The organism is Pedobacter jejuensis, from assembly GCF_003725795.1.
Taxonomy (GTDB): domain Bacteria; phylum Bacteroidota; class Bacteroidia; order Sphingobacteriales; family Sphingobacteriaceae; genus Pedobacter; species Pedobacter jejuensis.
Map to the genome: position 1 here is coordinate 286,923 of NZ_RBEE01000043.1, position 23,498 is coordinate 310,420.

Genomic DNA, 23,498 nt, shown 5'->3' on the forward strand with positions numbered 1-23,498 from the left:
GTATCGCTGGTTTATAAGAAGGTATAATTTTCATTCCTCTTCAAAAACCTAAATTGAAAGTTTTGTACAACAAAATTCTTTTGGTTAGCATCGTGCTGAAACAAATAATCAAACAGCTTCTTATTCATTTTCGCTATAATTTACTTTCTTTGTGTGCCCAAACAAATCTAATCTTTTAATGAAAAATTTTTTAATCCTCCTGCTGATATCCCTTCCTTTTTTTGCCAATGCACAACAACGTTATGAACTTAACTCGGGATGGGTTTGCGCCAATGTTAAAGATGTAAATGCTAATGGAAGTCAGATTTCAACGAAAAGTTTCACTATAAACAACTGGATGGCAGCCACTGTTCCGGGTACAATTTTAACAACCTTATTAAACAATAAAAAAATTCCAGATCCTTTTTATGGTATAAATAATGAGCGGATTGACGATGTTTATAAAACCGGGAATGCTTATTACACCTATTGGTTTGTTAAAGATTTTGATGAAAAGGCGATTGGAAACGAACAAGTTTGGCTGCAATTTAGAGGCATAAATTATAAGGCAGATATTTTCTTAAATGGTAAAAAGATTAATCTGACTACAATAGAAGGAATGCACTTACGAAGCCATTTTAACATCACTAAAATGCTTGCCGCGAATGGCAAAAACAGGTTAGCCGTTATCGTTCATCCACCAGATTTTGTTGGTAACCCGAACGGCGGGCAAGGTGGTGATGGAACTATAGCAAAAGGATTAACTACGCAATATACTGCTGGATGGGATTGGATTCAGCCCACTCGCGATAGAAATACAGGCATTTGGGATAAAGTTACGATAGAGAAAACACAGTCGGTAAACCTTCAAAATCCACATGTGGTTACCTTAGTTCCTGGCAAGCGTTTAGCCGAAGGTAAGCAGAAACCCGCAACGGTAAAGGTTTCTGTAGAGGTAGAAAACCCCACAAGCAAAGCTGTGTCAGGCACCTTGCTGTATCAGTTTGCAGGGCAAACCATTCAAAAAGCAGTTACCATTAAAGCGAATCAAAAAACTGAGATTGGTTTCGATGATTTGACAGTTCAAAATCCTAAACTTTGGTGGCCAAATGGTTATGGTGAGCAATATTTGTACGATTTAAAAATTAAATTCATCAGCAATGCTACCGTATTTGATGAAGAAAATTTAAAAGTTGGCATTCGCCAGATAGATAATATCTGGAATGAGCAAACCAGAAGTATGGGTGCTTATGTCAACGGACAAAAGATTTTTATCAAAGGCGGCAATTGGATTATTTCTGATGCAATGCTTCGCTTTACAGATGCCAGATATGATGCTGAAGTTCGTTACCATAAAGACATGAACCTTAATTTAATTCGAATTTGGGGTGGTGCAATTTTAGAACGACCAGAATTTTACAACGCATGCGATAAATATGGGCTTCTAGTTTTCCAGGATTTTTGGTTTAGCGGCGATTGTAACGGAAGGTGGATAGACCCGATGAAAAAGGATGACCAATGGGCAAGAAGAAAGTATCCCGATAACCATAACTTGGTTTTAAATGCAATTGAAGATCAGGTAAAAATGATTAGAAACCATGCTTCATTGGCATTTTGGTGCGGTGGTAATGAAATAACACCTCCCGAAGATATTTTACAGCCACTAAAAAATGATATTTTGCCACGTTTAGATGGAACCAGAATTCTTTACGATTTTTCTAATAGTGATGAAATGTCGTTCAATAGCATTGGTGGAAATGGCGATGGTCCGTATGGAATACAAAATCCATTAAGCTTTTGGGCGAACAAAACTTTTCCTTACAATTCTGAAGTTGGTTCGGTAGGTGTTGGTGACTACGAATCGTTAGAGCGATTTATCCCGAAAGAAAATATGATAGCTCCTCAATTTAAAGAAAAGTCAGATTCTGTTTGGGATTATCATAAATATATTGGCTATGATGAATACATAAATCCTTATGGTAAGGCGAAGGATGCTAAAGATTTTGCTATGAAAGCTCAATTGGTAAATTACGACCAATACAGAGCCTTGATGGAGGGTTTTTCTTCGCACATGTGGGAATGGTACACCGGTTCTATTATTTGGAAAACGCAAAACCCTTGGACAGCCATGCGAGGCCAAATGTATGATTATTATTTAGACCCAAATGCCTGTTTATATGGTTTAAGAAAAGGAAGCGAACCACTTCATATTATGATGAACCCAATTGATAGCATGGTTACTGTAGTAAATAATGGCTTCAAAAATTTGGATAATTTAATGGTGCAGGCAAAAGCTTATGATATGGATGGAAAGGAATACTTCTATTCTCAGGTTTTCAATTCAATAGGTGCCTCATCGGCTCGAAGGTTTTTTCCGTTAAACGATTTTTTGAAAAAATTAGATAAAAAAGAGGGTGTTTTTGTATCATTAAGGTTGCTGAATGTAGAACAGAAAGTTTTGAGTGATAATTTATATTGGCTTCCCTCAAAAGATGGAGAATATAAAGGATTACAAAAAATGAAATCTGTATTACCAAAAATTGAAGCGGTAGAAAAAGTTAAGGGAAAAGTGTTGGTTACCATTACTAATGAAAACAATAACCCTGTGGCATTTTTTAATAGGATTGCATTAATTAATGCCAGTACGGGTAAAAGAATACTTCCCGCGTTTTATGATGATAATTACATAAGTGTTTTGCCCGGGGAGCATAAAATAATTACAGTAGAATACAACGGAACAGAAAAAACAGCAGTTGAAGTTTATGGCTGGAATGTAGAACGAAAAAGGGTGGAAGTGAATTAATGCGTTCGTCACCCTGAATTTATTTCAGGGTCTTGATGGGTAGATTTAATAAATAGCGCTTAATTCGTCTGATTTAAGGCGGTCGTCACCCTGAATTCATTTCAGGGTCTTAATTGTAGATTTAATAAATAGCTTTATCTCAATTGGTTTAAGGTTGTCGTCACCCTGAATTTATTTCAGGGTCTTAATTGTAGTTTAAATAAAAAACAATTAGTTCAGCTGGTTTATGGCGGTCGTCACCCTGAATTTATTTCAGGGTCTTAAATTATTGATTTAATAAAATATCAATGGAGCAAGGTGGTTGCGTTTATATATTAAGCAATTTTAAACATACAGTACTTTATATAGGTGTAACCTCAGAGTTATATTTTAGAATAAAAGAACACAAAGAAAAATTTTATCCAAAGTCATTTTCTGCTAAATACAACTGCAATACTTTAGGGTTTTTTGAGCAGTTTAGTACAATTGAAGAAGCTATTATAAGAGAGAAACAAATAAAAAACTGGAAAAGAAGTTGGAAAATTAATCTGATAAACGAATTTAATCCTAATTGGGATGATCTGTTTCTTACTTTGGAATAATTGTTAAAACACATGTGTAAATAGCATTTAAGATGCTGAAATAAATTCAGCATGACGGTGGTGATATAAACAAAACAGGCGGTGCATTTGCGTCGCCTGTTTTGTTTATATACATTTAACTTAACCTCAGCTAGTTCCGGCGGTCGTCACCCTGAATTTAGTTCAGGGTCTTGATCGTAGATTTAATAGAAAAAACGTATGTGTAAATAGCATTTAAGATGCTGAAATAAATTCAGCATGACGATGGTTATATATTTAACTTTAGCTTAGCTGGTTTATGGCGGTCGTCACCCTGAATTCATTTCAGGGTCTTAATTGTAGATTTAAACGAAAAAAGGTATGTATGATAGCATTTAAGATGCTGAAATAAATTCAGCATGACGATGGTTATATATTTAACTTTAGCTCAGTTGGTTTAAGGCGGTCGTCACCCTGAATTTATTTCAGGGTCTTGATTGTAGATTTAATAGAAAAAACGTATGTGTAAATAGCATTTAAGATGCTGAAATAAATTCAGCATGACGATGGAAATATAAATAAAAACAGGCGGTGCATTTGCGTCGCCTGTTTTGTTTATTTATATTTTTTTAACTTCAGCTCAGGAGGTTTATGGCGGTCGTCACCCTGAATTTATTTCAGGGTCTTGATGGGTAGATTTAATAAATAACAATTAATTCAGCTGATTTAAGGCGGTCGTCACCCTGAATTTATTTCAGGGTCTTAATTGTAGATTCAATAGTAGAAAAGTATGTTTGATAGCATTTAAGATGCTGAAATAAATTCAGCATGACGATAATGATATAGACACCCGATCCTATAAATAACCGAACAATTCATTTCCAAAAAAAATCCTCGCAAATTCTACATCTGCAAGGATTTTTAGATCTTATCTTATGAGTTTTAACTTTAATGTAATTTAACCTTCAAGCCGTCCATATTATTGTTTAACTGTAATTGGCAGGCCAAGCGAGAATTTGGCAATAAATCGGGCAAGGTATCTAACATTGCATATTCATCATCGGTCATCTCATTTAATTTTTCTTCGCCTTCTAAAACGTCTACACAGCAAGTTGCACACAAAGCCATCCCACCACAGGTAGCTAAAATATCATATTCTGATGCTTTTAAAAACTCCATCAAACTCAAGCCCATATCTGTGGGCGCTTCATGAGAAGTAATCGAACCATCCGGTTCTTGCATGTGTATCGTAATATTGTTTTCCATTTGCTCGCTTTATATCAGATGCGAATATAATTAAACTGCTTAAAATTCTGATACTCCGTTAACAGTAGTATATTTCATAGTGTATTTAACACCCGGATTCATGTAAGAATAAGCGCTATGACTCATCAGCGCCGCCTCATGAAAACCGCAAAGGATTAATTTTAGCTTGTTTGTGTAAGTGTTAATATCACCAATTGCATAAATACCAGGAATGTTAGTAGAATAATCATCCGTATTAACTTCGATAGCGCTTTTGCTAATGTTCAAATTCCAATCTTCAATCGGGCCTAACTTCGGACTTAAACCAAATAAAGGAATCAAGTGATTTGCCTCTACCATCGATTTTTCCATGGTACGATTTTGAACAATTTCTACTTGTTCCAATTTATCGCCACCATGCACTGCATGTAGGTTGCTGTTTAATACTAAATTAATTTTTCCGCTTTCAGCCAGGGCCATAACCTTTGCAACCGAATCAGGAGCTCCACGGAAACTCTCGCTTCTATGCACTAATGTTAGTTCAGAGCAAACCTCAGCAAGATAGATGGTCCAATCTAAAGCAGAATCTCCACCTCCGGCAATAACCATCTTTTGGTCGCGGTATTTTTCCGGGTCAAGAATCATATAATTAACACCTTTACCGTTTTCAAAATGCTCAAGGTTTTCTACAGCAGGTTTACGAGGTTCAAAACAACCCAGGCCACCAGCAATAACAACAACCTTAGCTTCGATAATGGTTCCCATATTTGTTGTTAAAACAAAATCTGCCTCACCACGCTTTTCTAAACCTTCAATTCGCTCACCAAGAGTAAACGATGGATGAAAAGGTTTTGCCTGCTCCATTAAATTATCTACCAGCTCCTGAGCCAATACAGATGGATAACCCGGAATATCGTATATCGGTTTTTTAGGGTAAATTTCAGAAAGCTGACCACCAACCTGAGGAAGATAATCAATTAAATGGCAACGCATTTTTAATAAACCGGCTTCAAAAATGGCAAATAAACCAACCGGACCAGCGCCTATTACGGCTATATCAGTAGAGATCATTCAAAAAAATTTAATGCAAAGTTACAAAATAAACCTTTATCAATATTCTTATTTAGATATATTCCAGATAATTTTGTAAAGCAGTATAATTCAATATTTTGTATGCTAAACATAAACAAAAAACAAAAGTTTAATGTATTTGCATAATTAAAACAAATTATAATTGCTCTATAGAACTGCTAGAATTATGTTGTTATGCTTTTTATGTAATAAATGACTTTAATAAAGTTTTTTGTTTTAACTCTGTTCTTTATTCTTTGCTCCCTGTTCTTTGCTCTTTAATCCTTCAAGCTTTCTGCTTTTTCCTTACCTTTGAGATGTACATGAGTAAGAATATTTATTTTGCATCTGATTTTCATTTAGGTTCTCCAAACTATGCCGAAAGTCGTAACCGCGAACAGCGGATCGTTAATTGGCTAAACTTTATTGAACCAACCTGCGCTGAATTGTTTTTAATGGGCGATATTTTTGATTTCTGGTTTGAATACGAGAAAGTTATTCCGAAAGGATTTATACGCTTGCAGGGAAAGCTAGCCCAAATGACGGATTCAGGGATTAAAATATATTTTTTTAAAGGCAACCATGATATGTGGGTTCGCAGTTATTTTACGCAAGAAATGGGTTTGGAAATAATTAGCGATGAAATGATAATCGAACGTGGAGGCAAAAAGTTTTACCTTCATCACGGCGATGGCTTAGGGCCAGGCGATAAAAAATATAAATTCCTTCGTAAAATTTTTAGAAGTCCGTTTTGCCAATGGCTGTTTGCCCGTTTGCATCCAAACTTAGGAATTGGAATTGCCACTAAATGGAGCAACAGTAGCAGAGCTGCAAGTAACCCAGAAGAAGTTTTTTTTGGTGTTGAGCATGAATGGCTGGCGATACATTCTAAAGAGATATTACAAAAAAACCATTTTGATTATTTTATTTATGGACACAGGCATTTACCAATGGATTTAGATTTGGGAAATGGAAGTCGTTACGTAAATACAGGCGAATGGCTTAGATACAATTCTTATGCAGTTTTTGATGGCGCCAATTTGAAGCTTGAGTATTTTAAGGGTTAAGGGATTTAGGTTAAGATTGAGAGGTTAGGTCGAGATTGAGGCTGAGGTTAAGATTAAGGTTGAGGCTGAGATTGAAAATGAGAACCGCTCGTTTCCAAAAAACCATCTGAAATTTATACCGCTGTTCATTATACTCCAAGTTTTCCTGGCGATTTACCATACACATTAAACCCGATAAAGCGGAAAGCCCGGAGACCGATTTTTCATCGGTTGAGGACTTGTAGCGATAGCGGGGCTTTCGGCCGCCATTATTTCAGAACCGTTCATTTCCAAAAAACCTTTCGAAATTTACACCGCTGTTCATTATACTCCAAGTTTCCCTGGCGATTTACCATACACATTAAACCCGATAAGGCGAAAAGCCCGGATGCCGATTTTTCGTCGGTTAAGGACTTGCAGCGATAGCGGGGCTTTCGGCCGCCATTGTTTCAGAACCGTTTGTTTCCAAAAATCTCTTAAAGCATCCAGTATCTAACAAATATTTATTTCCTGATATTTTAGGGAATTTTACTCTTATGCTTCCCTCAAACTAATTCAGCTTTTTTCCTTATTTTTGCAATTCTTTAGTCTTTAGCGAAAACAATAGGCAGGGAATTCAATTTTAGTAATGATATGTTAGATAAATTAGAAGCAATAAAGCAACGTTGGGAGGATGTAGAAGAGCAATTAAGCAATCCCGATGTAATTCAGGATATGAAACGTTTTGCGGCTTTAAACAAAGAATATAAAGATTTGGGCAAGATTGTAGATGAATATAAAATCTACAAGAATGTGATGAGTAATATTGATGCCAACAAAGAAATTCTGACGCTGGAAAAAGATGCAGAAATGCGTGATATGGCGAAAGAAGAGTTGGATATGCTATTGAAGCAACAGGAGGAAATGGAAAGTAACATTCGTTTAATGTTGATTCCGAAGGATCCTGAAGACGCTAAAAATGCTGTGTTTGAGATTCGTGGTGGTACTGGTGGAGATGAAGCAGCGTTGTTTGCAGGAGATTTATACCGAATGTACACTCGTTATTTTGAAACCAAAGGTTGGCGTGTTGAAACGGTTGATGTTACCGAAGGAACTGCTGGTGGTTATAAAGAGGTAATTTTAAAAGTTAATGGTGATGATGTTTACGGTCAGTTAAAATATGAAAGTGGCGTACATCGCGTACAACGTGTGCCAGATACCGAAACTCAAGGTCGTGTGCATACTTCAGCCGCATCAGTAGCAGTTTTGCCAGAAGCTGAGGAAATTGATTTATACATCAACCCTGCAGATATTGAATTGCAAACTTCGCGTTCGGGTGGTGCAGGTGGACAAAATGTAAACAAGGTTGAAACCAAAGTGCAGCTAACCCATAAACCTTCGGGTTTGGTTGTGGTTTGCCAGCAAGAGCGATCGCAATTGGGTAACCGTGTTATTGCAATGGAAATGCTTAGAAGTAAACTTTACGATATAGAACTGCAGAAAAAAAATGGTGATATTGCCGCAAAGCGTAAAACGATGGTATCTACTGGAGACCGTTCGGCTAAGATAAGAACATACAATTATCCACAAGGTAGAGTTACCGAACACCGTATTGGTTTAACGATGTATAACCTGCCAGCGATAATGGATGGCGACATTCAGGAGATTATTAGTGCGCTTCAGTTTGCAGAAAATGCAGAAAAGATGCAAGAAGGTGCTGTTAATTAACGACTTATAATTATTTGAAAAAAAAGTTTGCGAATAAGGATAATGTCTCTATATTTGCATCCTCGAAAGGGGAAAGAGGTTTAAACTTTTAAAAAGCAAACAAACGGAGTGGTAGTTCAGCTGGTTAGAATGCCTGCCTGTCACGCAGGAGGTCGCGGGTTCGAGTCCCGTCCATTCCGCTCAAACAACGTCTTGAAACCGTCAGAAATGGCGGTTTTTTGCGTTAACGAAAATTCCGTCCACAAAACGGGCAAGAGACGTACAAAATTTAGAAATATGATTTGTCCGTATAAATTGCCCGAAGTCAAAAGATATTCTAATAATGATTGGTGCGTTGAGTATTGGTATGCTTATCCGCCGGATTGGAAAGAATATCCAGGATTAAAAAGATTCAAGGTTCGAGAAGGAATCAACTACATTAAGGATCCTATAAAGAAGGAAACAGAAATTGTCAACTTATGTCGGACGATTGAAATTGCTCTTACAAAACTAAACTATAATCCATTTGATGAAATTGAAAACGTAAAATCTGAGAAAGCTAAAAAGAAGCTTCAGGAAGAACTCGATGTATTAAATTCTAAAGATACTATCCCCGATTCATTTGATTGGTTCTTGGATAAGAAACGTAAGGAAAACAAGGGAGATAGAACTATTGATGGATATAAGTCTTTCTTGAAGAATTTTATCCTCTGGATAGATAAAAGAAATTCTAATCCGGAAAATAAACAGATGATTTACATTAATGATGTTTTAACCGAAACAATCGAATCTTATTTAGAAGAAACTTCTGAAGAAAACGAGTGGCAACCCAGAACGTATAATAATAACCTAAAAGGTCTTATCACTGCATTCAATTATCTTCATAAGAAAAAGAAAATAGATATAAATCCCCTGGCAGATGGCGTGATTGAGACGAGAACCTCCAGAGCTGAGCAAAATAAATACTACAGTAAAGAAGTCCGGGAAATCATTCAACCAAAACTAAATACTGTTCCTTATCTAAGTTTATTCATTAAGTGGATTTACTACACTTGTGCCCGGACTAATGAGATACCAAGACTTCGAGTTTCAGATATTGATTTGAATTTAAGAAAGATTCGTGTTAGTTCCGAAGTTGGTAAAACAGGAGAGCATGTGGGTGACAGAACGATTCCAATTTGTGAAGAATTATATGATATCATTTTAAAGATGAATATTAAGAAATATCCATCAAACTATTTTGTTTTTAGTAGAGCATTAAAGCCTGGAGATAAAATCCTTCCGGATGATTTTTTTAGGGATTTGTACCGGCCAATAAAAAGAGCTTTAAACTTGGACCGTAATTATACTATCTATTCCTTTAAACATACAAGGGTTGTCGATTTGCTTGCTGCTGGTTTTCCTTCACAAAAAGTAATGTTCCTTACTGGCCATACTGATTGGGCTTCATTCCAAAAATATTGTAGGGAGCTTGGCGCCGTCATTGATGAGCAACTTAAAGGGAAAACAATTAGTTATTAAACAATTAAAAAAAAACTAATATATTTAGTAATTGTTTAATTATTATGTGGACTATTAAAAAAAGCACTTCAGGATATATCGAGGCAGATCCGGACGAATACATTGCTTTAAGGAACAAAATTAAGACAGCACTCAAAGAATTTTACAAACGAGTATTCTCTTACGATGCGAATTTTGTTCAAAGCAATATCAGGTTTGTTTGTGATACTATAAGCACGTTTGAAAGACACAATTTTAATGCGGAACAATGGCTTGAAATTGAAAGAAATGGTTTGTTTGACATTGAGTGGGCGAAAGTAAAACATAACATCTCAATCCAACCTGAAGAACTGGATATCCCTTTTTAAATATGGATTCAAAGAAATATAGATTTAGGAAGATGTTCTTTCAATGCACTAATAAAAAAGTTATTGAAGCGAATGTAAGGATGACAAATGCCTATCAGCATAGAGAAGATGCCGAGCAAAATATATTTGATAGGGCCATCAGAAAGGAATGGGAGCCTAAAGATAAGCCGGTTCCTGTAGAAACGGTGGAAGGTTTCTATTTGGTCCATGAAAGTCTATTTGAAGAAATACTAAAAAAGCATACCTAACAAAAAAGCCCTACATTTCTGTAAGGCTTTCTGTGATCCCGCTGGGATTCGAACCCAGGACCACTACATTAAAAGTGTAATGCTCTACCAGCTGAGCTACGGAATCATTCCTCTTGTTTAAGGAGGGGCAAATATAGAAATTTATATAATTCCGACAAACTTTTTTTAAAAACAAATTGAAACAAAATTAAACAAATGTCAAAAGGTTGCTCAAATGGGTCAAATCAAGTTATTTTTTAAACCCAATCCAAAGAAAGAATCCAATAATCGCTGTAATACCAAGCCAAATTACCCAGCTTGGTTTAGTATCTTTTGATTTATTAAGGTTACTTTCTGATTTTTTGACAAAGCTTTTAAATTTACCAATACTATCTTTTTGTTTTTTAGATGTGGAGGTAATGGATTTACTGGTGTCTCCGCTTTGTTGGCCATTAGTAATAGTTCTATTGATAAGCATTTCGTTAAATGGGATGCTCTTAGTTCTACCTTTAGTCTTAACCTTTGCCGTCAACTCATTTGTTTTAGGGTTCCGGATGATGGTTAATGTAGTGCCATTATTATTTACATCAATCAATGTTAAAGCTGTATCACCCTTTAAGCTGTTGGCAGTATCGATCCTGAATTTAGCTGTTAACTCAACTGGTTCCTCAGGTGCTGATTTATAAGAAATCGTTTCTTTAATTGTTGTGTTCGACTTATTATAAATTCCCTTTGAAAGGCTGGCCAGACTATCAACTGCCAAAGAGCTGACCTGAACATCATTCTGTAACCTGATATCTTCGGTTTTTTTATCAAGCTTTTTATTCTTTAAAATCCTACATCCATTGTTTGGAAATATAAGAACGAACGCTAATGCAATAAATATTAACTTTTTCATTTCCTTTTTGGTTTTATTATGATTGTACTTTTCTTATTGGTTAAGTCTAACATACTTTTTAGCTCCTCATAGGAATTATCTGTGCGGCTCAACATCAATCCTTGCAGGCTGTCAATCTTTTTTCTGTCGATTAAGACTTGGTGTTGTAAATAATTAATTTGAGCATTCTTTTCTGTTTTGGTCCGGGTAAGTTCTTTCTCAAGTCTATCTATCTCACTTGCCTTAAAACCTTGCTCAATAAATTCCTTGTACATAAAATAAATTATCAGGAGAAAACAAACCGCATATATCGGGTACTTCACAAATTCTTTAAATGTAAATGGCGGTTTTGGAATCGCTTGCATCGTTATAATATTCTATTTACCTAATTAGATGTTTCTTTAAGATGCAGGTTGGATTTAAACAAGCCATTCTTAAAACACAAATATCCTGAATAGGTAAGTTGTGGTTGGCAATTTATTAGCAATGTGTTAATAGTTTGGCGATAACTTAAGTCAATGCATTATCTAATAAGGTATTTATTCGAAACATAACCTCTTTTTCCATTGTACTCAACCAGGCTCCAAGTACCAGTCCTTTCAACTTCATTTACGTACTCGCCTTTTATCACAACCATGATAACATTATTGCCAATGGCAGCTTGTCTGCGGAAGTTAACCGAAGTAGTCAGACGGAAAGTGTTTTTAGTTGGTGGAGCAATACGTTTAAGGTTAACGTAGCCATTGGTTACATCACCAGCGTTCCACTTGGCCTGCAATTGTTGCCAAGAATAACCGAAGTCATATTGAAAGTGAGGCTCGTCTTGGAATGTTTTCCAATCTCCACCCCATTCCCAGCCATTTGCTTTGGCAATTTTAACACACTCCATCCAATCTGCAATGCCGTCAGCATCCCAATCTTTAACCGTGTCCCATGAAGCCTCTTTACCATCGATTACTAAAGCGATATCAAAAGCCAATCCATAGTTATGAATTGATTGACCAGCTTTAGCATTGGTAACGATATTGCCCATTGGTTTACTTTTGCTTTTTCCAACTGGATTAACAACCGTACGACCAAGGTTGTATAAATTCTGCTGCTCTTTAAAAGTGCGAAGCGTATATGTAAATCTGACTATTGCTCTACCAGTGAGAGCAATAGTCATTAATTCAAGAACTCTCTTTGCCTTTTCAACGACATCTGGATGAAGCAATTCAATTCTCTTTAGAGATAAATTATCCATTTCTATTTTCCTTTACCTGCTGATTCAAATGTTGCGTTTACCTCAGCAACTGTAGCTAAGATGCTTGCAGTAACTTCTAAGTCAAAAGCTGCTCCGCCACCAAAACTGATGTTGGTATTAGGTTGGCTAATGTCGCCGTTAATAAAACCACCGGTTCCATTATTACCTGTAACTTTTACTCCAGCAGGTTTGGCACCATTAGCCGATTCCCATTGATAATCTAAATTCCAATCTCCAACCTTGTCAGAACCATAGGATTTTGTTGTTGTTTCTTTAATTTCCATTTTACTTTGTGTTTAATTTATTTGTTAAAAAATCAATGATTATTCGTTGACACCAAGGCACATAAAGTTTAATTGCATCTACGATGTTTATCACTTCTTGAAGCTCTTCAGATGTCACTTCAGCATCTTCACCTTTGTGAAGCTTTCTTGCAATCCCATCAAGTTCAATGGCCAGTTTAACTGAACTTACACCGGTAAATATCCCATTGGATAGTACCTGAACTAAATCTGCCGGTGTACAGTCTATTCCATTCAAATCAATGAATCTTGGAATCTCTTTAAAATTTACTTTTACTTTTTTCATATATTTTTAAGGAATAAAATTTTCATCAATCATAACACCTCTAACAAAAAGCATATATTTATTTTCGCCTGCATGGTTTTTGTAGGGAACCGTTGCCGATTTTCCAGACCTAAAACCACCACCGTCATTTATTTCAAATCCGCCCGTACAATCCAATTTAACATATCCATAATCAGACAGCGGGGCAACTCCTATCGTATGCCGTGAATCACCATTATAATAAACGTTTAAGCCAGATGACCCCAATGTAGATCGTTTAAGATTTGAAGCTGATTTAACAGAAATACCAGCCCCATATTCAATTGTACCATCAATACGAACCCTTTCAATTGCCGAATCATCATCTATTTCAACTAAGGCATTATTTGCAGCATCGTATAATATCGCGCTGTTTGTGGTTTGGGTTGCTTCAAAACGTTTCGTTCCTGGATTTGCGGTTCTTATTGATTTTGAAACAACTTCTAAGGATTCAATGTATCCGGCATTAATTACATTTGTTCGTATGTAATTGGTATCAATAAGATTATTTGATAGCATACCGCCGGTAATAACCGTTGAGCCTAATTTTGCCGCTTCAACAACATCTAAATAGGCAAGGGATTTAAGATTTGCGGTTAAAGTTGCGTAAGCAGAGTTTGCGGCATTTGCCGCTGCCTGGGCTGTATTAATTGCGCCCTGGGTATCATCTATTGATAAACTATAAGCTGTAGGTTTATTTCCTTTTTCGACTTTAATGTTATCAACTTGCAGCCATGAATAAGTAGGAGTATAAAATCCAAATCTTATAAAGTCTATATAATTACCTGGTGCTGTAAAAGTATAAAAACATCTTGTCCAAACATTTCTTGCATATTGATTAAATGGTATAAAATAATAAGCTCCGGCGCTTCCAAAATAAGATGAACTTTGGAAAGAAGCGCCTGAAATATTCCATATCATATCCCATGATATTGTGTATTGTTGGCCGGGAATAGTTGGTATTGAATTGTGTGATAAATTACCAGTCCTATCACCTGAACCATCTATATTATAGCATCTTGTACTACCTGGCAAGCCGCTTATAAATCCAGGCGCCCCAATGTAACCAAAACCACTTCCAAGCGTTGTTGTTCCACGCTCAAAATTCCCATCGTTTAATAAATTTTGCGCCCCAATACTTAAATCAGCGACTAAATTTTGTGCAGCCGTTTGAGCATTACTTTGCGCTGTGTTAGCAACAGATTGAGCATAAGATGAAGCTGAAGCGATAGCTGCTGTTTGGGCTGCATTTGCTTTTGTAGTTGCTACACTATCTGCATATTGAACAACATCGTTTATCCTACCTTCAGTATATCCGTTTGCATATTGAACAACATCGTTTATCCTACCTTCAGTATATCCGTTTGCATTATTAACAGCATTTATAAATTTTGTTTGGCTGTCTGCTTTTGCATCAGCTAAATTTGCTGCCGCCTGGGTTATTCTTGCTACTTCTTCAGCGGTTACTTTTCCATCTGCATAACTTTTAGCTATTTCCCTTTCGTATGCACTTTGTGAGGTTGCATAATTAGTAGCTGCATTTTGTGCAATTTGTGCAAGTGTTGCGGCGTTATTTGCAACATCATCAGGGCTTGGCGACCATGCCGTAGCTTTATTTCCTTTTTCGATTTTTAAGTCTTTAACATAAAAATAAGCATATTGATTAAAGGTAAAATCTAAAAAGTTGTATATTACAGCATCATAATTAGTTACATTAATAGTAGCCTCAAATCTTGTCCAAACGTTATTAACTAAGGCTGTGTTATATCCGTTTATATCGGATATATCAATAGAAACATTTGGGGATCCGTTACTCCTCATCCAACCTGAAACAGTATATAATCCAGGCTCTGAAATAACATACAACAATCTTATAGTTACAGCTGTCCCATCTGGTCTTCCAACTGCCCACAAACCATTTGAAACGAATAAATTTTCGGGGTTGTTAGAATCGTTAATATGATATGCAATAAGACTACCACCTCCTAAAGGTGTAGTTTTTTTAAACTGATTAACCCCCCCAATTTGCAGGCTATTAACCAAATTAGTTGCATTGGTTAAAGCATTACTACCAGCATTTGCAGCTACGTTTTGCGCAAAGCTTTGGGTTGCTAATCCTCCAGTCACTACAATTGCATTTACATCAAGTAAAACTGATTTGATATATCCACCTTGTATGATGGTATCTCCTAATTGCGCCAGCTGTATAGCATTTGCGTATGCTAATCCACCTAATCCATTTTGCAATGCTGAAAGGTTATTCTGTACTGCCTGAGCATTATTTATAGCGGTATTTGCAGAAGCTTGAGCAGCATCAGCTAATTGTTTAGCCTTTAAAGCAATCGCACTTAACAACGAAACTTTTTCAGTATAGTAATTAGTAAAATATTGTCTGAATGTTGCACCATTAATAGCATCATCAGAACCCATTGCTGAAAGCAAAGGATTAAGGTAATTTATTAGGGCAGCATAATTATTATCATACGCTGTCGCACTTATTACATACTGTCCAGCCTGGATAATGATAATTGGTTTTTCCGAAACAATTATATTGTACTCTTTAAGAACATCTGGTTTCTCTGAAGCTGCTAAAATATTATCATTAGCAATGTTTGCCAGTATGTTATTAGCTGTATTGGCTGATGCTTGAGCAGTACTTGCGGCATTGGCTGCGTTAACAGCAACGGAATTAGCGGAATTAGCGGAATTTTGAGCATTTTGGGCATTAGTAACGCCTAAATTAGCAGTACTCTGAATGTTATTTATGTTAGATAACGAACTTCCAACAAAAGTAATATCACCTTTAATGGTTCCAGTTTCAAGATTAATTTCTAAAGCGCCATTACGACCCGCGATAGTTCCTGTCTTAATTCTGTTTCCGGTAATGTCGGTAATTCCATAAGTAAATTCAGTATCTCTAAATCCAGCATTTACCGGATAAATAACGCCGGCAAGGAAATGATAGAAGCCTGGTACATAATCTGGTTTGATTTGTGCGGTTGAAACAATCCAGCTACCAACCTGCGATGTCTTACTGCACTTTGCATAAATGTAATATAGATTTGTAGGTGTTAATCCGGATTGATTTAATTCAGTCATCGTCCAGGTATCACCACCAGTACCAGCATTTGACAATTCTAAATGAATCAACTGTCCTCCTGAGATACTGATTGCATTCGCATTGCCACCGACGTTATCAACCATTCGAACATTGCTCAATACAAAGTTTTGAGATCGTACACCGAATATTCCCAGAACCGCAGTTAATACTCCAACGTTAAGCTTAGAAGAGTCAAACATTCCATCAGTATCAAAGATGCTTCCTTCTAATTGTCTCAATGCCTGAGCAGATCTTTTTGATTGAATAATCCCTTTAGCAGTAATCTGTGCTATCTGCTTGATGTTATTTAATACTGCAGCATATTGCTTAACGCTTTGGTCAAAAACAATTTCATTTCCAATAACACCGTTAACGTCGAACTCGTTAACTAAAGGATAACTTATTTCCGTGAAGCGCAATATTTCGTTTACGCTAAAGTCATCATCTAAAACAGTTCCTCTATCGCCACAATTTAAAAGGATATTATTGTCACGTAAATGCTTTTCATCTGGCTTAACAGCGAAAAGCAATCGTTGCTTATCATTTTCATTTAAAAATTTTAGCGTTTCAGCTTTAAGTTTTGCCTCCCATGTAGCTTGATAAGCTGAAGGCATTCTTAAATCAATAAGCGTAAATTTATCACCCAGCTCTGGTTTACTTGTGGCGGATGGGAAATAATATCCGGTAGTATCGGTAAATGGGATTAACATGATTGACTTAGTTGCCAAGTCAAATCCTGATATTTCAAAATCAATTCCTGTAACTGGTCCTGTCAAGAAAGAAACCTTTGGCTTTACACCTTCCTGCAAGTTAGCCATCAAATCAAAATTGATGTTTGGATCTTGAATGGTTGCAGAAGTAATCTTACCAGTATTATCAGCTACGAAAGAAACTCCGTTTACAACACCTTCGAATTTTGGAAACAACTCAAGGTTTTCATATTTTCCCTCACGAACTCTTTCAGTTCCATTAGTTACGCCAGCAGTTTCAACATACCTTTCTTCGAAAACTAAATTAGGCTCCGTTCCACCGCGATAGGTACTGTCAATGTTACGAGTACCGCCAATTCCATAAACTCTGTTTATTTTTTCTTTACTCGTATCACTTGAACGGCTGATTTGGTGAAGTCCTTTTCCTCTTCCAACTTCAAACACAAGACCAGTGTCATTGCCAACAGTGGCGACCATATTGATGGTAGTTCCATTAGCATTCCATTCAAGTCCGAAAGCTTGAGCTATCTGGTCAAGAGCAGGTCTAATGAATGTCCAGTCATAATCAAGGTTTAATTCAGCAGTAGCATCAACTGTTCCAATAGTCCAACCATTATCATTTAGATTTGCCGAATCGATTAAAACTTGCAAATGGTCAGATGCACTTCCATAATAAGAAAAACGCTTTGCTCCTAAATGTTGAACATAAGTATCGAGTAAATCATAGAACCGGGCTAAGAAGTTAATCCTGTATGAGCTTGCAAGGCTTTCGCTGTCCTTATCAATATCTGGTAAAATTCTAATTTTATAAGCAGCTCCGCGATGGATTATATAATCTTCTTCCTGAAGATTTAAAATCTGCACGCTGGTTATCGGGCAGGAAATTAATTCCGTACCCGGTAACTTACCATTGAATACTGTATTTTCATCAATATCAATGGTTGCAATTACAGAACCTTGTCTATATATGTCCAGCGTGTTATTCATAAATTAAAGTGATGCTCCTATACCAGGGAATTTAGATTTGAAGGAAATTAAGTCAGTAACGGCATCTTGCCAGTTTGGAAAGTATTTATTGTTTTTTCCCATTACAACTTGCTTATCGTAGTTGTAATTAATCATATCAGAAATACCTTTATTTGAGGGCGTGTATAAGTCTGCGCCAAGATTGTTGTCGAAATTTGCTTTTCCACCAGCAAGGTTGTAAACATCAAGAACCTGGTTGTGGGGCTACCACCTCCACCACCCGAGATGGTGATGTTACCTGCACCAAGAATGCTTTCTCCATTAATAGTTTTGATATTCACTCCACTACTTAAAGTAGCCTGAAGGCCAGCTCTGAACACAGAATAAGCGATTGATATTATTTTACCATCACTTGTTCTGGCCCCAAGAATTTTGTCTGTGTTAGCGGGATTTGAAACGGCTGTTGCCCCGTCTGGAAAAATTACGCTCATAATCTAATCGTTATTGTATTATTTGAATTGTCCGTTATTAACTGGCCTAAAACGTCAGTTATAGATGTAAATGTTCCTGAGATACCGGGCTCAATTATCTTGATTTCTAAAACACAAAATTTAATGGCTCTCTTTGTATAGATTGCAGATGCCTGAAATCCATCTTTCACAAAAAATGACCTCAACTTATCGTTCTTATATGTCAGATTTCTCAATCCTGGCGCTTTCAACAATGTCATCAGGTTTTGAACTTTATTTTTAAGGCCTTCAAAAGTTAAATCTCTAATTCCCAATGACAGGATAAGTTCAGCTTCCTGTTTTTTGGTTATTACTGCTACTTCTTTGCCGAATACGGTTACCGTCTGGCTCTTTGGTGCTGTTCTGGTCCATCTATCACCTGCTAACTTCAAACTGGCCCCGCCCAGTGCTGTAAACGAAATTCCATCAATACCAAATTCAGATGAAGTACTCGCAGGAATTACTCCGCTCATATCAACAACCGGCTCTCGCATCGGAATTTTAACTGAAAGTAAACCAGGAGCAACTCTTTCCCCAACTACTGGAGCATTCACATAAACCATATATGTTCCCCAGTTTGAAACCAGAGGAACTAAACCTGTAATGCCATCAATCAAAAGGGTTAACGCATCAAATCTTGAATTGCATTCTAATTGATTTGAACCTTTAATAAATCCAGTAAGGCTTAAGCTTCTACCACCATAACCACCAAGAGCGATATCAGCCGCACTTACATAAGGTTCGATACCATGTTCAATAGCCCAAGCATGAGATGTTTTGCCTAATCTCGAAGGCATATCAAAAAAGCCGGACAACGCGATATCGCTATTCTCTTGCCTACCTCCAATGAAAGGTATATTGTTCAGATTTATTCCGTTCAGTATATACATTATGGTCCTGGCTTAACCCCTCCATTTATTAAATTTTGATATGAATTTGGGCTACTTGTATTAGCAATTATTCTATCAAGCTTCTGACTTAAACTATCAGTATTATTTGCGGTCCTTAAAGTGTTCGCGTTTATCTGCTGTAATTCAATCACGTTTGCTACGAACTGATTATAAAGGTCAGTTGAAGACTTTCCAATCATTACCAGCACATAGTAGGAATCATTGGATTGTTTAACCAAAGTTTTTGTTAAGTCATATTGACCCCTCCAAATTCCCAATGATATATTTGCAGTATTCTCTGTTAACCCCGCTGCCGTTATCGATCCGGAGACTGCCGTGCTTTTAGTTCCTGAATCCGTTAAACTTATCCCGGTAATCGCTTCCAGGTCTTTGAATTTATCTGCAAAATTTTGCCCTAATGATATGTATTGAGCTTTTAAAGCTTCAAGCTGATCTTTAGTTGGAGTGCCCTTAGTAAACAATGCCGAAAACTCATCGTAAAACGGCTGAAGCCCATCTTCCAATAACTTATATTTAAAAGTATTGGTAATGGCTTTTCTCATTATCTCCTCGAATGAATCAGCGAAATCAGCTGCAGCAAATTTTCCGTTTTCAAATAATTGAGCAAGCCCATCAGCTAAGCCTCCAACAGATGTTCCGGTAAGTAGTTCATTAAGTTGGCCCTGAAGTTCTTCAACTTCAATCCCTGCATCTTTCAGTTCCTCTTTTAAAGCTTTTAAACTTTCGAAATCTGCTTTAGCCTGGTCTTGTAATTTCCCTTGAGTATATAGTTTTTCTAAGTCATCATACTGGGAACCGGATAAGCTGGCCATGATATCCCATGTCTTCGCCTTCCTTAACCAGGTTCCATGTTGGTACCCGACCCCGCTAACAAAACTTTCTCCCTGAATAGTAGAGAATATTTTATCATAAGCTTTTTGTAATGCAGGAGATTGTTTTTTAAGTAATTCTAAAGAATCAACGATAGCTTTATAGCTATTTTTTCCACGCTTTACATCATCTTGTTCCCTTTTACGAAGTAAGGCTTGATATTCAAGTTCTCCTTTTATGGCAGCTGCTTGATAATCATTCATCGCTTTATAAGCAGCCTCTTTTGCTTCTTTCAAACCTTTGAAATATCCAAATACTGAATTTGCAACACTGATGGCAGCTCCTACTATTCCTAAACCCGCTCCAATTTTTTCAGTTGTGGATTTCTCAGGGTCTTTAATGTCTTTAATCCCTTTTTGTATCTCAACATAAGAACGAGCAGCATTAAGTAAGACTGTAGCTATGTTGCCTATGTTATCGTTTATGCTGGCAAACTCACCTCCAACACGTTCAAGTTGGTTAACTACGTTTTCTAAATCTTTACCACTATCATTTTGAATTGAATTCTTTAAATCATTAAGTTCTTTTTGAGCCTTGGCTTTCTCTTCAGCAGAACCTTTGAAAGCCTTTAAATCAGCTTGATATGTTGAAATCGCTTCAAGGATTTGATTTTTAGTTCGTTTTCCAACATATTCAAATAAATTCTTGTAAGAACTCATTTTCTTTAGTTGGGTAGCGTCTAAAGCTTTTACATCCTCAATACCATCATTAATAGCTTCTTGGGCCTCGGCCAACCTGCCTTGCTTTCTTAATGACTCAGCTTTAGCAAGATATTTTTCTTGTTTCCTTACACGCTCATCAGCATAAGTCTGGAATTCAATTAAAAGCTCATCATTCTTATCAGATTCAGCTTTTATTGCTTCATCATTAAGTTTTTTAACTGCTTCCAGAGCTGACTTTTCAACAGCTGTCATTTCCGAAGGATCTTTTACAAGAAGTTTACCTAACTGAGCCTCGACTACCTGTTGATAGGTTTTGTTTAAGTTGATGTCGTTTGCATACTTTTCTTTAGCTTTCTCTTCACCAAACTTCAATTTATATTCTTCGAATTCCTGATATGCAGTTTTCTGTTTATCAAGTTCTGATATTATTGTCGCTGTTTGTTGCTTGTAAACGATTTCATAACGTTCTTTGCTTTCTGCGTTATCGATACTACCGAATACTTCTGCCCCCAACGTTGGCTTACCTGCTGTCTTGGCCTCTCTGTTATACTTGGTAACTTCATCCCTTAAAGATTTATATTTAGCTTTATTCGAATCAATTTCTTGTTCTGATTGAGATTTTTGAGCAGATACAGCAGCCTGATAAGCATCGGATATTTTACCCAACAATTCAAGCTTTCTCTCTCCCCATTTCTCGAATTCCTTATTCTCTTTTGCAGCAGCTTTACCATCAGGGTCAAAAGCTAACAATGCAAGTTTAGCATCCTGAATCCTTTTCTTCAATGGAGCTGCTTTTGCATTAAAATCCTTATCCGCTTTGTCTAATGCTTCTAAATCCTCAGTATTTTCCTTGATAATTTTATCGTAGAATGCTTTATTCTTAACGGTTGCGGTAGGAGTTGTGATGTCAGGTTTAGCTCCGCCAGTAACCCGTTGCTTTAATTGGGCTTTATATTTATTTTCTACAGCTGCAATAATAGCTTCATCATTCTGATTTAGTTGCTTAACAATATCCGTTGATTCGTTTTGCGCTGAAAGCAATCTGCCGGTAAAGAAGTTTTTTAATGAATAACCTAACCTGGTGGTAAAATCAAGTCCTTTATCTGTTGGGTCGGTAGCAGCTTTAGCATTTCTTTCAGCAATACGTTTTACTGCTTCCGCTTTTACGGCATAAGCAGCTTCACCTTGTAATTTATTGTCGAGCCAAACAAGGTATTCCTGAATGGCCTTAGTTCCTTCTTTGGTGAAAACGTTTTGAGAATTTAACCCACCTAAAAATTCAGGGTTTAGCTCGTTAAGCTTTTTAATTGCAGAAATTCTTTCCTGTTCAGAACTATTCCTATCCTTACCAACCTTAAGTAATTCCTCGATATTTAATTTTTGCTCAGCTAACTTGCCGGCATAATCACCTTCAATAGTACTTAAAGCTTTTTTGGCAGCAGATGAAGCACTGGTTGTTTGAGTTAATGCGTATATCGCTACCGTTAATGCAGTGATCAGCGCTGTGTAAGCTAATACAGGCGATGCCGCCATAACTGAATTCATCAGCCTCAATGCAGCTGTTTTTGCAGTTATTGCACCAAGGTGTAATAATTCAGCAGTGGTCATACCTACAGTTCTTGCAGCAGATATTTGAGCCAATGCGGCTTCAAGTACCAAAGCTGCTCTGTAAGAACCATAAACGACTACAAGTAATTCTATTACTCCAAGAACCTTCTCATAGTTTTGAACTAATACGTTCAATCCTGCAATACCTGAATTTAATATGCCTTCATTACTCTTTCCGATAGCATTAAGCATCCCATCAAAACCGTCTTCCAGATTTAATAATTGACCGGTAAGAGATTTTGATTGCTCGGCCATCAGGTTAAAGAATAATCCTGATGATGATGTCATAGATTGGAAAGCTTTTTCAACTTCCGGAAATCCTACTTTTCCAGCTTCCACTAATCCCATCACATCACTTTCAGCAACTTTAAATTGTGCTGCAAGTTCTTTTATGATTGGAATACCTCGTCCGGTAAATTGTTGGATGTCTTTTGAATAAGCTCTTCCTTGAGTTCGGAGTGTGCCATATAGATAAACGATATCATTTAGTGGAGCACTAACACCACTGGCTACGTTACCAAGCATTGTTAGTGTTGGAACGATATCATCAGCAGCCGTACCGTATGCTAAAAGTTGTTTAGCTCCTGAAGCAACATCTTGTAAACCAAAAGGCGTTGTTGCGGCAAGCTTAACAGCCTGAGCCATTAACCTGTCAGCCTGGTCCTTGCTTTTAAGCATTGTGGTAAAAGCGATTTCCAATTGTTGGAATTCGCCTCTGACCTTAATGATATTTGATATTAAATCTTTTCCAGCAGAGAAAGAAGCATAACCGGCGGCAAGACTTGCAGCACTTTTAGCCCATTGCTCTAATGAATCGCCCTCTTGTTTAATCTTTTTAGATAAACCGGAAATACGGGATTCAATCCGAGCCGCTACACGGTCAATCTCACTATCATCGATAGTGGCCGCAAAACCTAATGCTCCATCAACTACTCGAACCGCCATTTAAAAACCTGCTTTTTCTAAACTGTT

The 23,498-nt window shown here is 36.8% G+C and carries 19 protein-coding genes and 2 tRNA genes; 8 read left to right on the forward strand and 13 right to left on the reverse strand.

All coding sequences use genetic code 11. From position 1 onward, the window contains the following. The first annotated feature begins 178 nt into the window (after positions 1-178). Together D7004_RS17825 and D7004_RS17830 are read left to right on the forward strand one after the other, a co-directional pair. On the forward strand, positions 179-2,782 hold the full coding sequence (locus D7004_RS17825) for a glycoside hydrolase family 2 protein (RefSeq protein ID WP_123207175.1): 2,604 nt from the start codon (positions 179-181) through the stop codon (positions 2,780-2,782). A gap of 287 nt (positions 2,783-3,069) precedes the next feature. Further along, positions 3,070-3,363, forward strand: a complete 294-nt coding sequence (locus tag D7004_RS17830) for a GIY-YIG nuclease family protein (RefSeq protein WP_123207176.1) — start codon at positions 3,070-3,072, stop codon at positions 3,361-3,363. Between the two features lie 906 nt (positions 3,364-4,269). Here D7004_RS17830 and D7004_RS17835 read toward each other — a convergent pair. Continuing rightward, the gene (locus D7004_RS17835) at positions 4,270-4,563 is read right to left on the reverse strand and encodes a 2Fe-2S iron-sulfur cluster-binding protein (protein ID WP_208646879.1); all 294 of its coding nucleotides are present in this window, start codon (positions 4,561-4,563) and stop codon (positions 4,270-4,272) included. Between the two features lie 63 nt (positions 4,564-4,626). After that, positions 4,627-5,637, reverse strand: a complete 1,011-nt coding sequence (locus D7004_RS17840) for an NAD(P)/FAD-dependent oxidoreductase (RefSeq protein WP_123207178.1) — start codon at positions 5,635-5,637, stop codon at positions 4,627-4,629. Between the two features lie 323 nt (positions 5,638-5,960). Here D7004_RS17840 and D7004_RS17845 point away from each other — a divergent pair, with 323 nt between their 5' ends. The 6 genes from D7004_RS17845 (at position 5,961) to D7004_RS17870 (ending at position 10,485) form a co-directional block, all read left to right on the forward strand. Then, the gene (locus D7004_RS17845; protein WP_123207179.1) at positions 5,961-6,704 is read left to right on the forward strand and encodes a UDP-2,3-diacylglucosamine diphosphatase; all 744 of its coding nucleotides are present in this window, start codon (positions 5,961-5,963) and stop codon (positions 6,702-6,704) included. A gap of 612 nt (positions 6,705-7,316) precedes the next feature. Next, complete coding sequence (prfA, locus tag D7004_RS17850; RefSeq protein ID WP_123207180.1) at positions 7,317-8,390, forward strand: peptide chain release factor 1; 1,074 nt, start codon at positions 7,317-7,319, stop codon at positions 8,388-8,390. A gap of 105 nt (positions 8,391-8,495) precedes the next feature. Then, a tRNA-Asp gene (locus D7004_RS17855) sits at positions 8,496-8,569 on the forward strand. A 13-nt stretch (positions 8,570-8,582) separates the two neighbouring features. Next, positions 8,583-9,890 (forward strand): tyrosine-type recombinase/integrase, encoded by a 1,308-nt coding sequence (locus D7004_RS17860; RefSeq protein WP_148042833.1) that lies wholly within the window; start codon positions 8,583-8,585, stop codon positions 9,888-9,890. Between the two features lie 44 nt (positions 9,891-9,934). Further along, on the forward strand, positions 9,935-10,237 hold the full coding sequence (locus D7004_RS17865) for a hypothetical protein (protein ID WP_123207182.1): 303 nt from the start codon (positions 9,935-9,937) through the stop codon (positions 10,235-10,237). Positions 10,238-10,269: 32 nt separating this feature from the next. After that, entirely contained in the window at positions 10,270-10,485 is a 216-nt protein-coding gene (locus D7004_RS17870; protein ID WP_244214370.1) for a hypothetical protein, read from the forward strand. A gap of 33 nt (positions 10,486-10,518) precedes the next feature. Here the strand turns inward: D7004_RS17870 and D7004_RS17875 are convergent. From D7004_RS17875 to D7004_RS17920, 11 genes are all read right to left on the reverse strand, one after another. Next, positions 10,519-10,591 (reverse strand) — tRNA-Lys (locus D7004_RS17875). Positions 10,592-10,714: 123 nt separating this feature from the next. After that, positions 10,715-11,362 carry a hypothetical protein gene (locus D7004_RS17880; RefSeq protein ID WP_123207184.1) on the reverse strand — a complete coding sequence of 216 codons (648 nt, stop codon included), beginning with the start codon at positions 11,360-11,362 and terminating at the stop codon, positions 10,715-10,717. Then, positions 11,359-11,706, reverse strand: coding sequence for a hypothetical protein (locus D7004_RS17885; RefSeq protein ID WP_123207185.1), 348 nt, complete (start codon positions 11,704-11,706; stop codon positions 11,359-11,361). The genes D7004_RS17880 and D7004_RS17885 overlap by 4 nt, the downstream gene beginning before the upstream one ends. 158 nt (positions 11,707-11,864) lie before the next feature. Next, positions 11,865-12,584 (reverse strand): M15 family metallopeptidase, encoded by a 720-nt coding sequence (locus D7004_RS17890; protein WP_123207186.1) that lies wholly within the window; start codon positions 12,582-12,584, stop codon positions 11,865-11,867. Positions 12,585-12,586: 2 nt separating this feature from the next. Beyond that, positions 12,587-12,868, reverse strand: coding sequence for a hypothetical protein (locus D7004_RS17895; protein ID WP_123207187.1), 282 nt, complete (start codon positions 12,866-12,868; stop codon positions 12,587-12,589). A gap of 1 nt (position 12,869) precedes the next feature. Further along, positions 12,870-13,172 carry a hypothetical protein gene (locus D7004_RS17900; protein WP_123207188.1) on the reverse strand — a complete coding sequence of 101 codons (303 nt, stop codon included), beginning with the start codon at positions 13,170-13,172 and terminating at the stop codon, positions 12,870-12,872. A 6-nt stretch (positions 13,173-13,178) separates the two neighbouring features. Beyond that, on the reverse strand, positions 13,179-17,987 hold the full coding sequence (locus tag D7004_RS17905) for a phage tail protein (RefSeq protein WP_123207189.1): 4,809 nt from the start codon (positions 17,985-17,987) through the stop codon (positions 13,179-13,181). 3 nt (positions 17,988-17,990) lie between these two features. Then, a complete protein-coding gene (locus D7004_RS21175) occupies positions 17,991-18,122 on the reverse strand; it encodes a hypothetical protein (protein ID WP_279634781.1) in 132 nt (43 codons plus the stop codon). Then, positions 18,119-18,457: a hypothetical protein gene (locus tag D7004_RS17910; RefSeq protein WP_123207190.1), complete on the reverse strand. Its 339-nt coding sequence runs from the start codon at positions 18,455-18,457 to the stop codon at positions 18,119-18,121. The genes D7004_RS21175 and D7004_RS17910 overlap by 4 nt, the downstream gene beginning before the upstream one ends. Continuing rightward, complete coding sequence (locus tag D7004_RS17915) at positions 18,454-19,365, reverse strand: hypothetical protein (RefSeq protein WP_123207191.1); 912 nt, start codon at positions 19,363-19,365, stop codon at positions 18,454-18,456. The genes D7004_RS17910 and D7004_RS17915 overlap by 4 nt, the downstream gene beginning before the upstream one ends. Further along, positions 19,365-23,471, reverse strand: a complete 4,107-nt coding sequence (locus tag D7004_RS17920) for a tape measure protein (RefSeq protein ID WP_123207192.1) — start codon at positions 23,469-23,471, stop codon at positions 19,365-19,367. Before D7004_RS17920 ends, D7004_RS17915 begins: the two co-directional genes overlap by 1 nt. Between the last annotated feature and the right edge of the window lie 27 nt (positions 23,472-23,498).

Coding starts and splice junctions, on each gene's coding strand:
- D7004_RS17830 (WP_123207176.1), top strand. CDS start 3,070: ATGGAGCAAGGTGGTTGCGTTTATATATTAAGCAATTTTAAACATACA.
- D7004_RS17840 (WP_123207178.1), bottom strand. CDS start 5,637: ATGATCTCTACTGATATAGCCGTAATAGGCGCTGGTCCGGTTGGTTTA.
- prfA (WP_123207180.1), top strand. CDS start 7,317: ATGTTAGATAAATTAGAAGCAATAAAGCAACGTTGGGAGGATGTAGAA.
- D7004_RS17920 (WP_123207192.1), bottom strand. CDS start 23,471: ATGGCGGTTCGAGTAGTTGATGGAGCATTAGGTTTTGCGGCCACTATC.
- D7004_RS17890 (WP_123207186.1), bottom strand. CDS start 12,584: ATGGATAATTTATCTCTAAAGAGAATTGAATTGCTTCATCCAGATGTC.
- D7004_RS17905 (WP_123207189.1), bottom strand. CDS start 17,987: ATGAATAACACGCTGGACATATATAGACAAGGTTCTGTAATTGCAACC.
- D7004_RS17865 (WP_123207182.1), top strand. CDS start 9,935: ATGTGGACTATTAAAAAAAGCACTTCAGGATATATCGAGGCAGATCCG.
- D7004_RS17910 (WP_123207190.1), bottom strand. CDS start 18,457: ATGAGCGTAATTTTTCCAGACGGGGCAACAGCCGTTTCAAATCCCGCT.
- D7004_RS17915 (WP_123207191.1), bottom strand. CDS start 19,365: ATGTATATACTGAACGGAATAAATCTGAACAATATACCTTTCATTGGA.
- D7004_RS17895 (WP_123207187.1), bottom strand. CDS start 12,868: ATGGAAATTAAAGAAACAACAACAAAATCCTATGGTTCTGACAAGGTT.
- D7004_RS17870 (WP_244214370.1), top strand. CDS start 10,270: ATGTTCTTTCAATGCACTAATAAAAAAGTTATTGAAGCGAATGTAAGG.
- D7004_RS17845 (WP_123207179.1), top strand. CDS start 5,961: ATGAGTAAGAATATTTATTTTGCATCTGATTTTCATTTAGGTTCTCCA.
- D7004_RS17835 (WP_208646879.1), bottom strand. CDS start 4,563: ATGCAAGAACCGGATGGTTCGATTACTTCTCATGAAGCGCCCACAGAT.
- D7004_RS21175 (WP_279634781.1), bottom strand. CDS start 18,122: ATGATTAATTACAACTACGATAAGCAAGTTGTAATGGGAAAAAACAAT.
- D7004_RS17825 (WP_123207175.1), top strand. CDS start 179: ATGAAAAATTTTTTAATCCTCCTGCTGATATCCCTTCCTTTTTTTGCC.
- D7004_RS17880 (WP_123207184.1), bottom strand. CDS start 11,362: ATGAAAAAGTTAATATTTATTGCATTAGCGTTCGTTCTTATATTTCCA.
- D7004_RS17885 (WP_123207185.1), bottom strand. CDS start 11,706: ATGCAAGCGATTCCAAAACCGCCATTTACATTTAAAGAATTTGTGAAG.
- D7004_RS17900 (WP_123207188.1), bottom strand. CDS start 13,172: ATGAAAAAAGTAAAAGTAAATTTTAAAGAGATTCCAAGATTCATTGAT.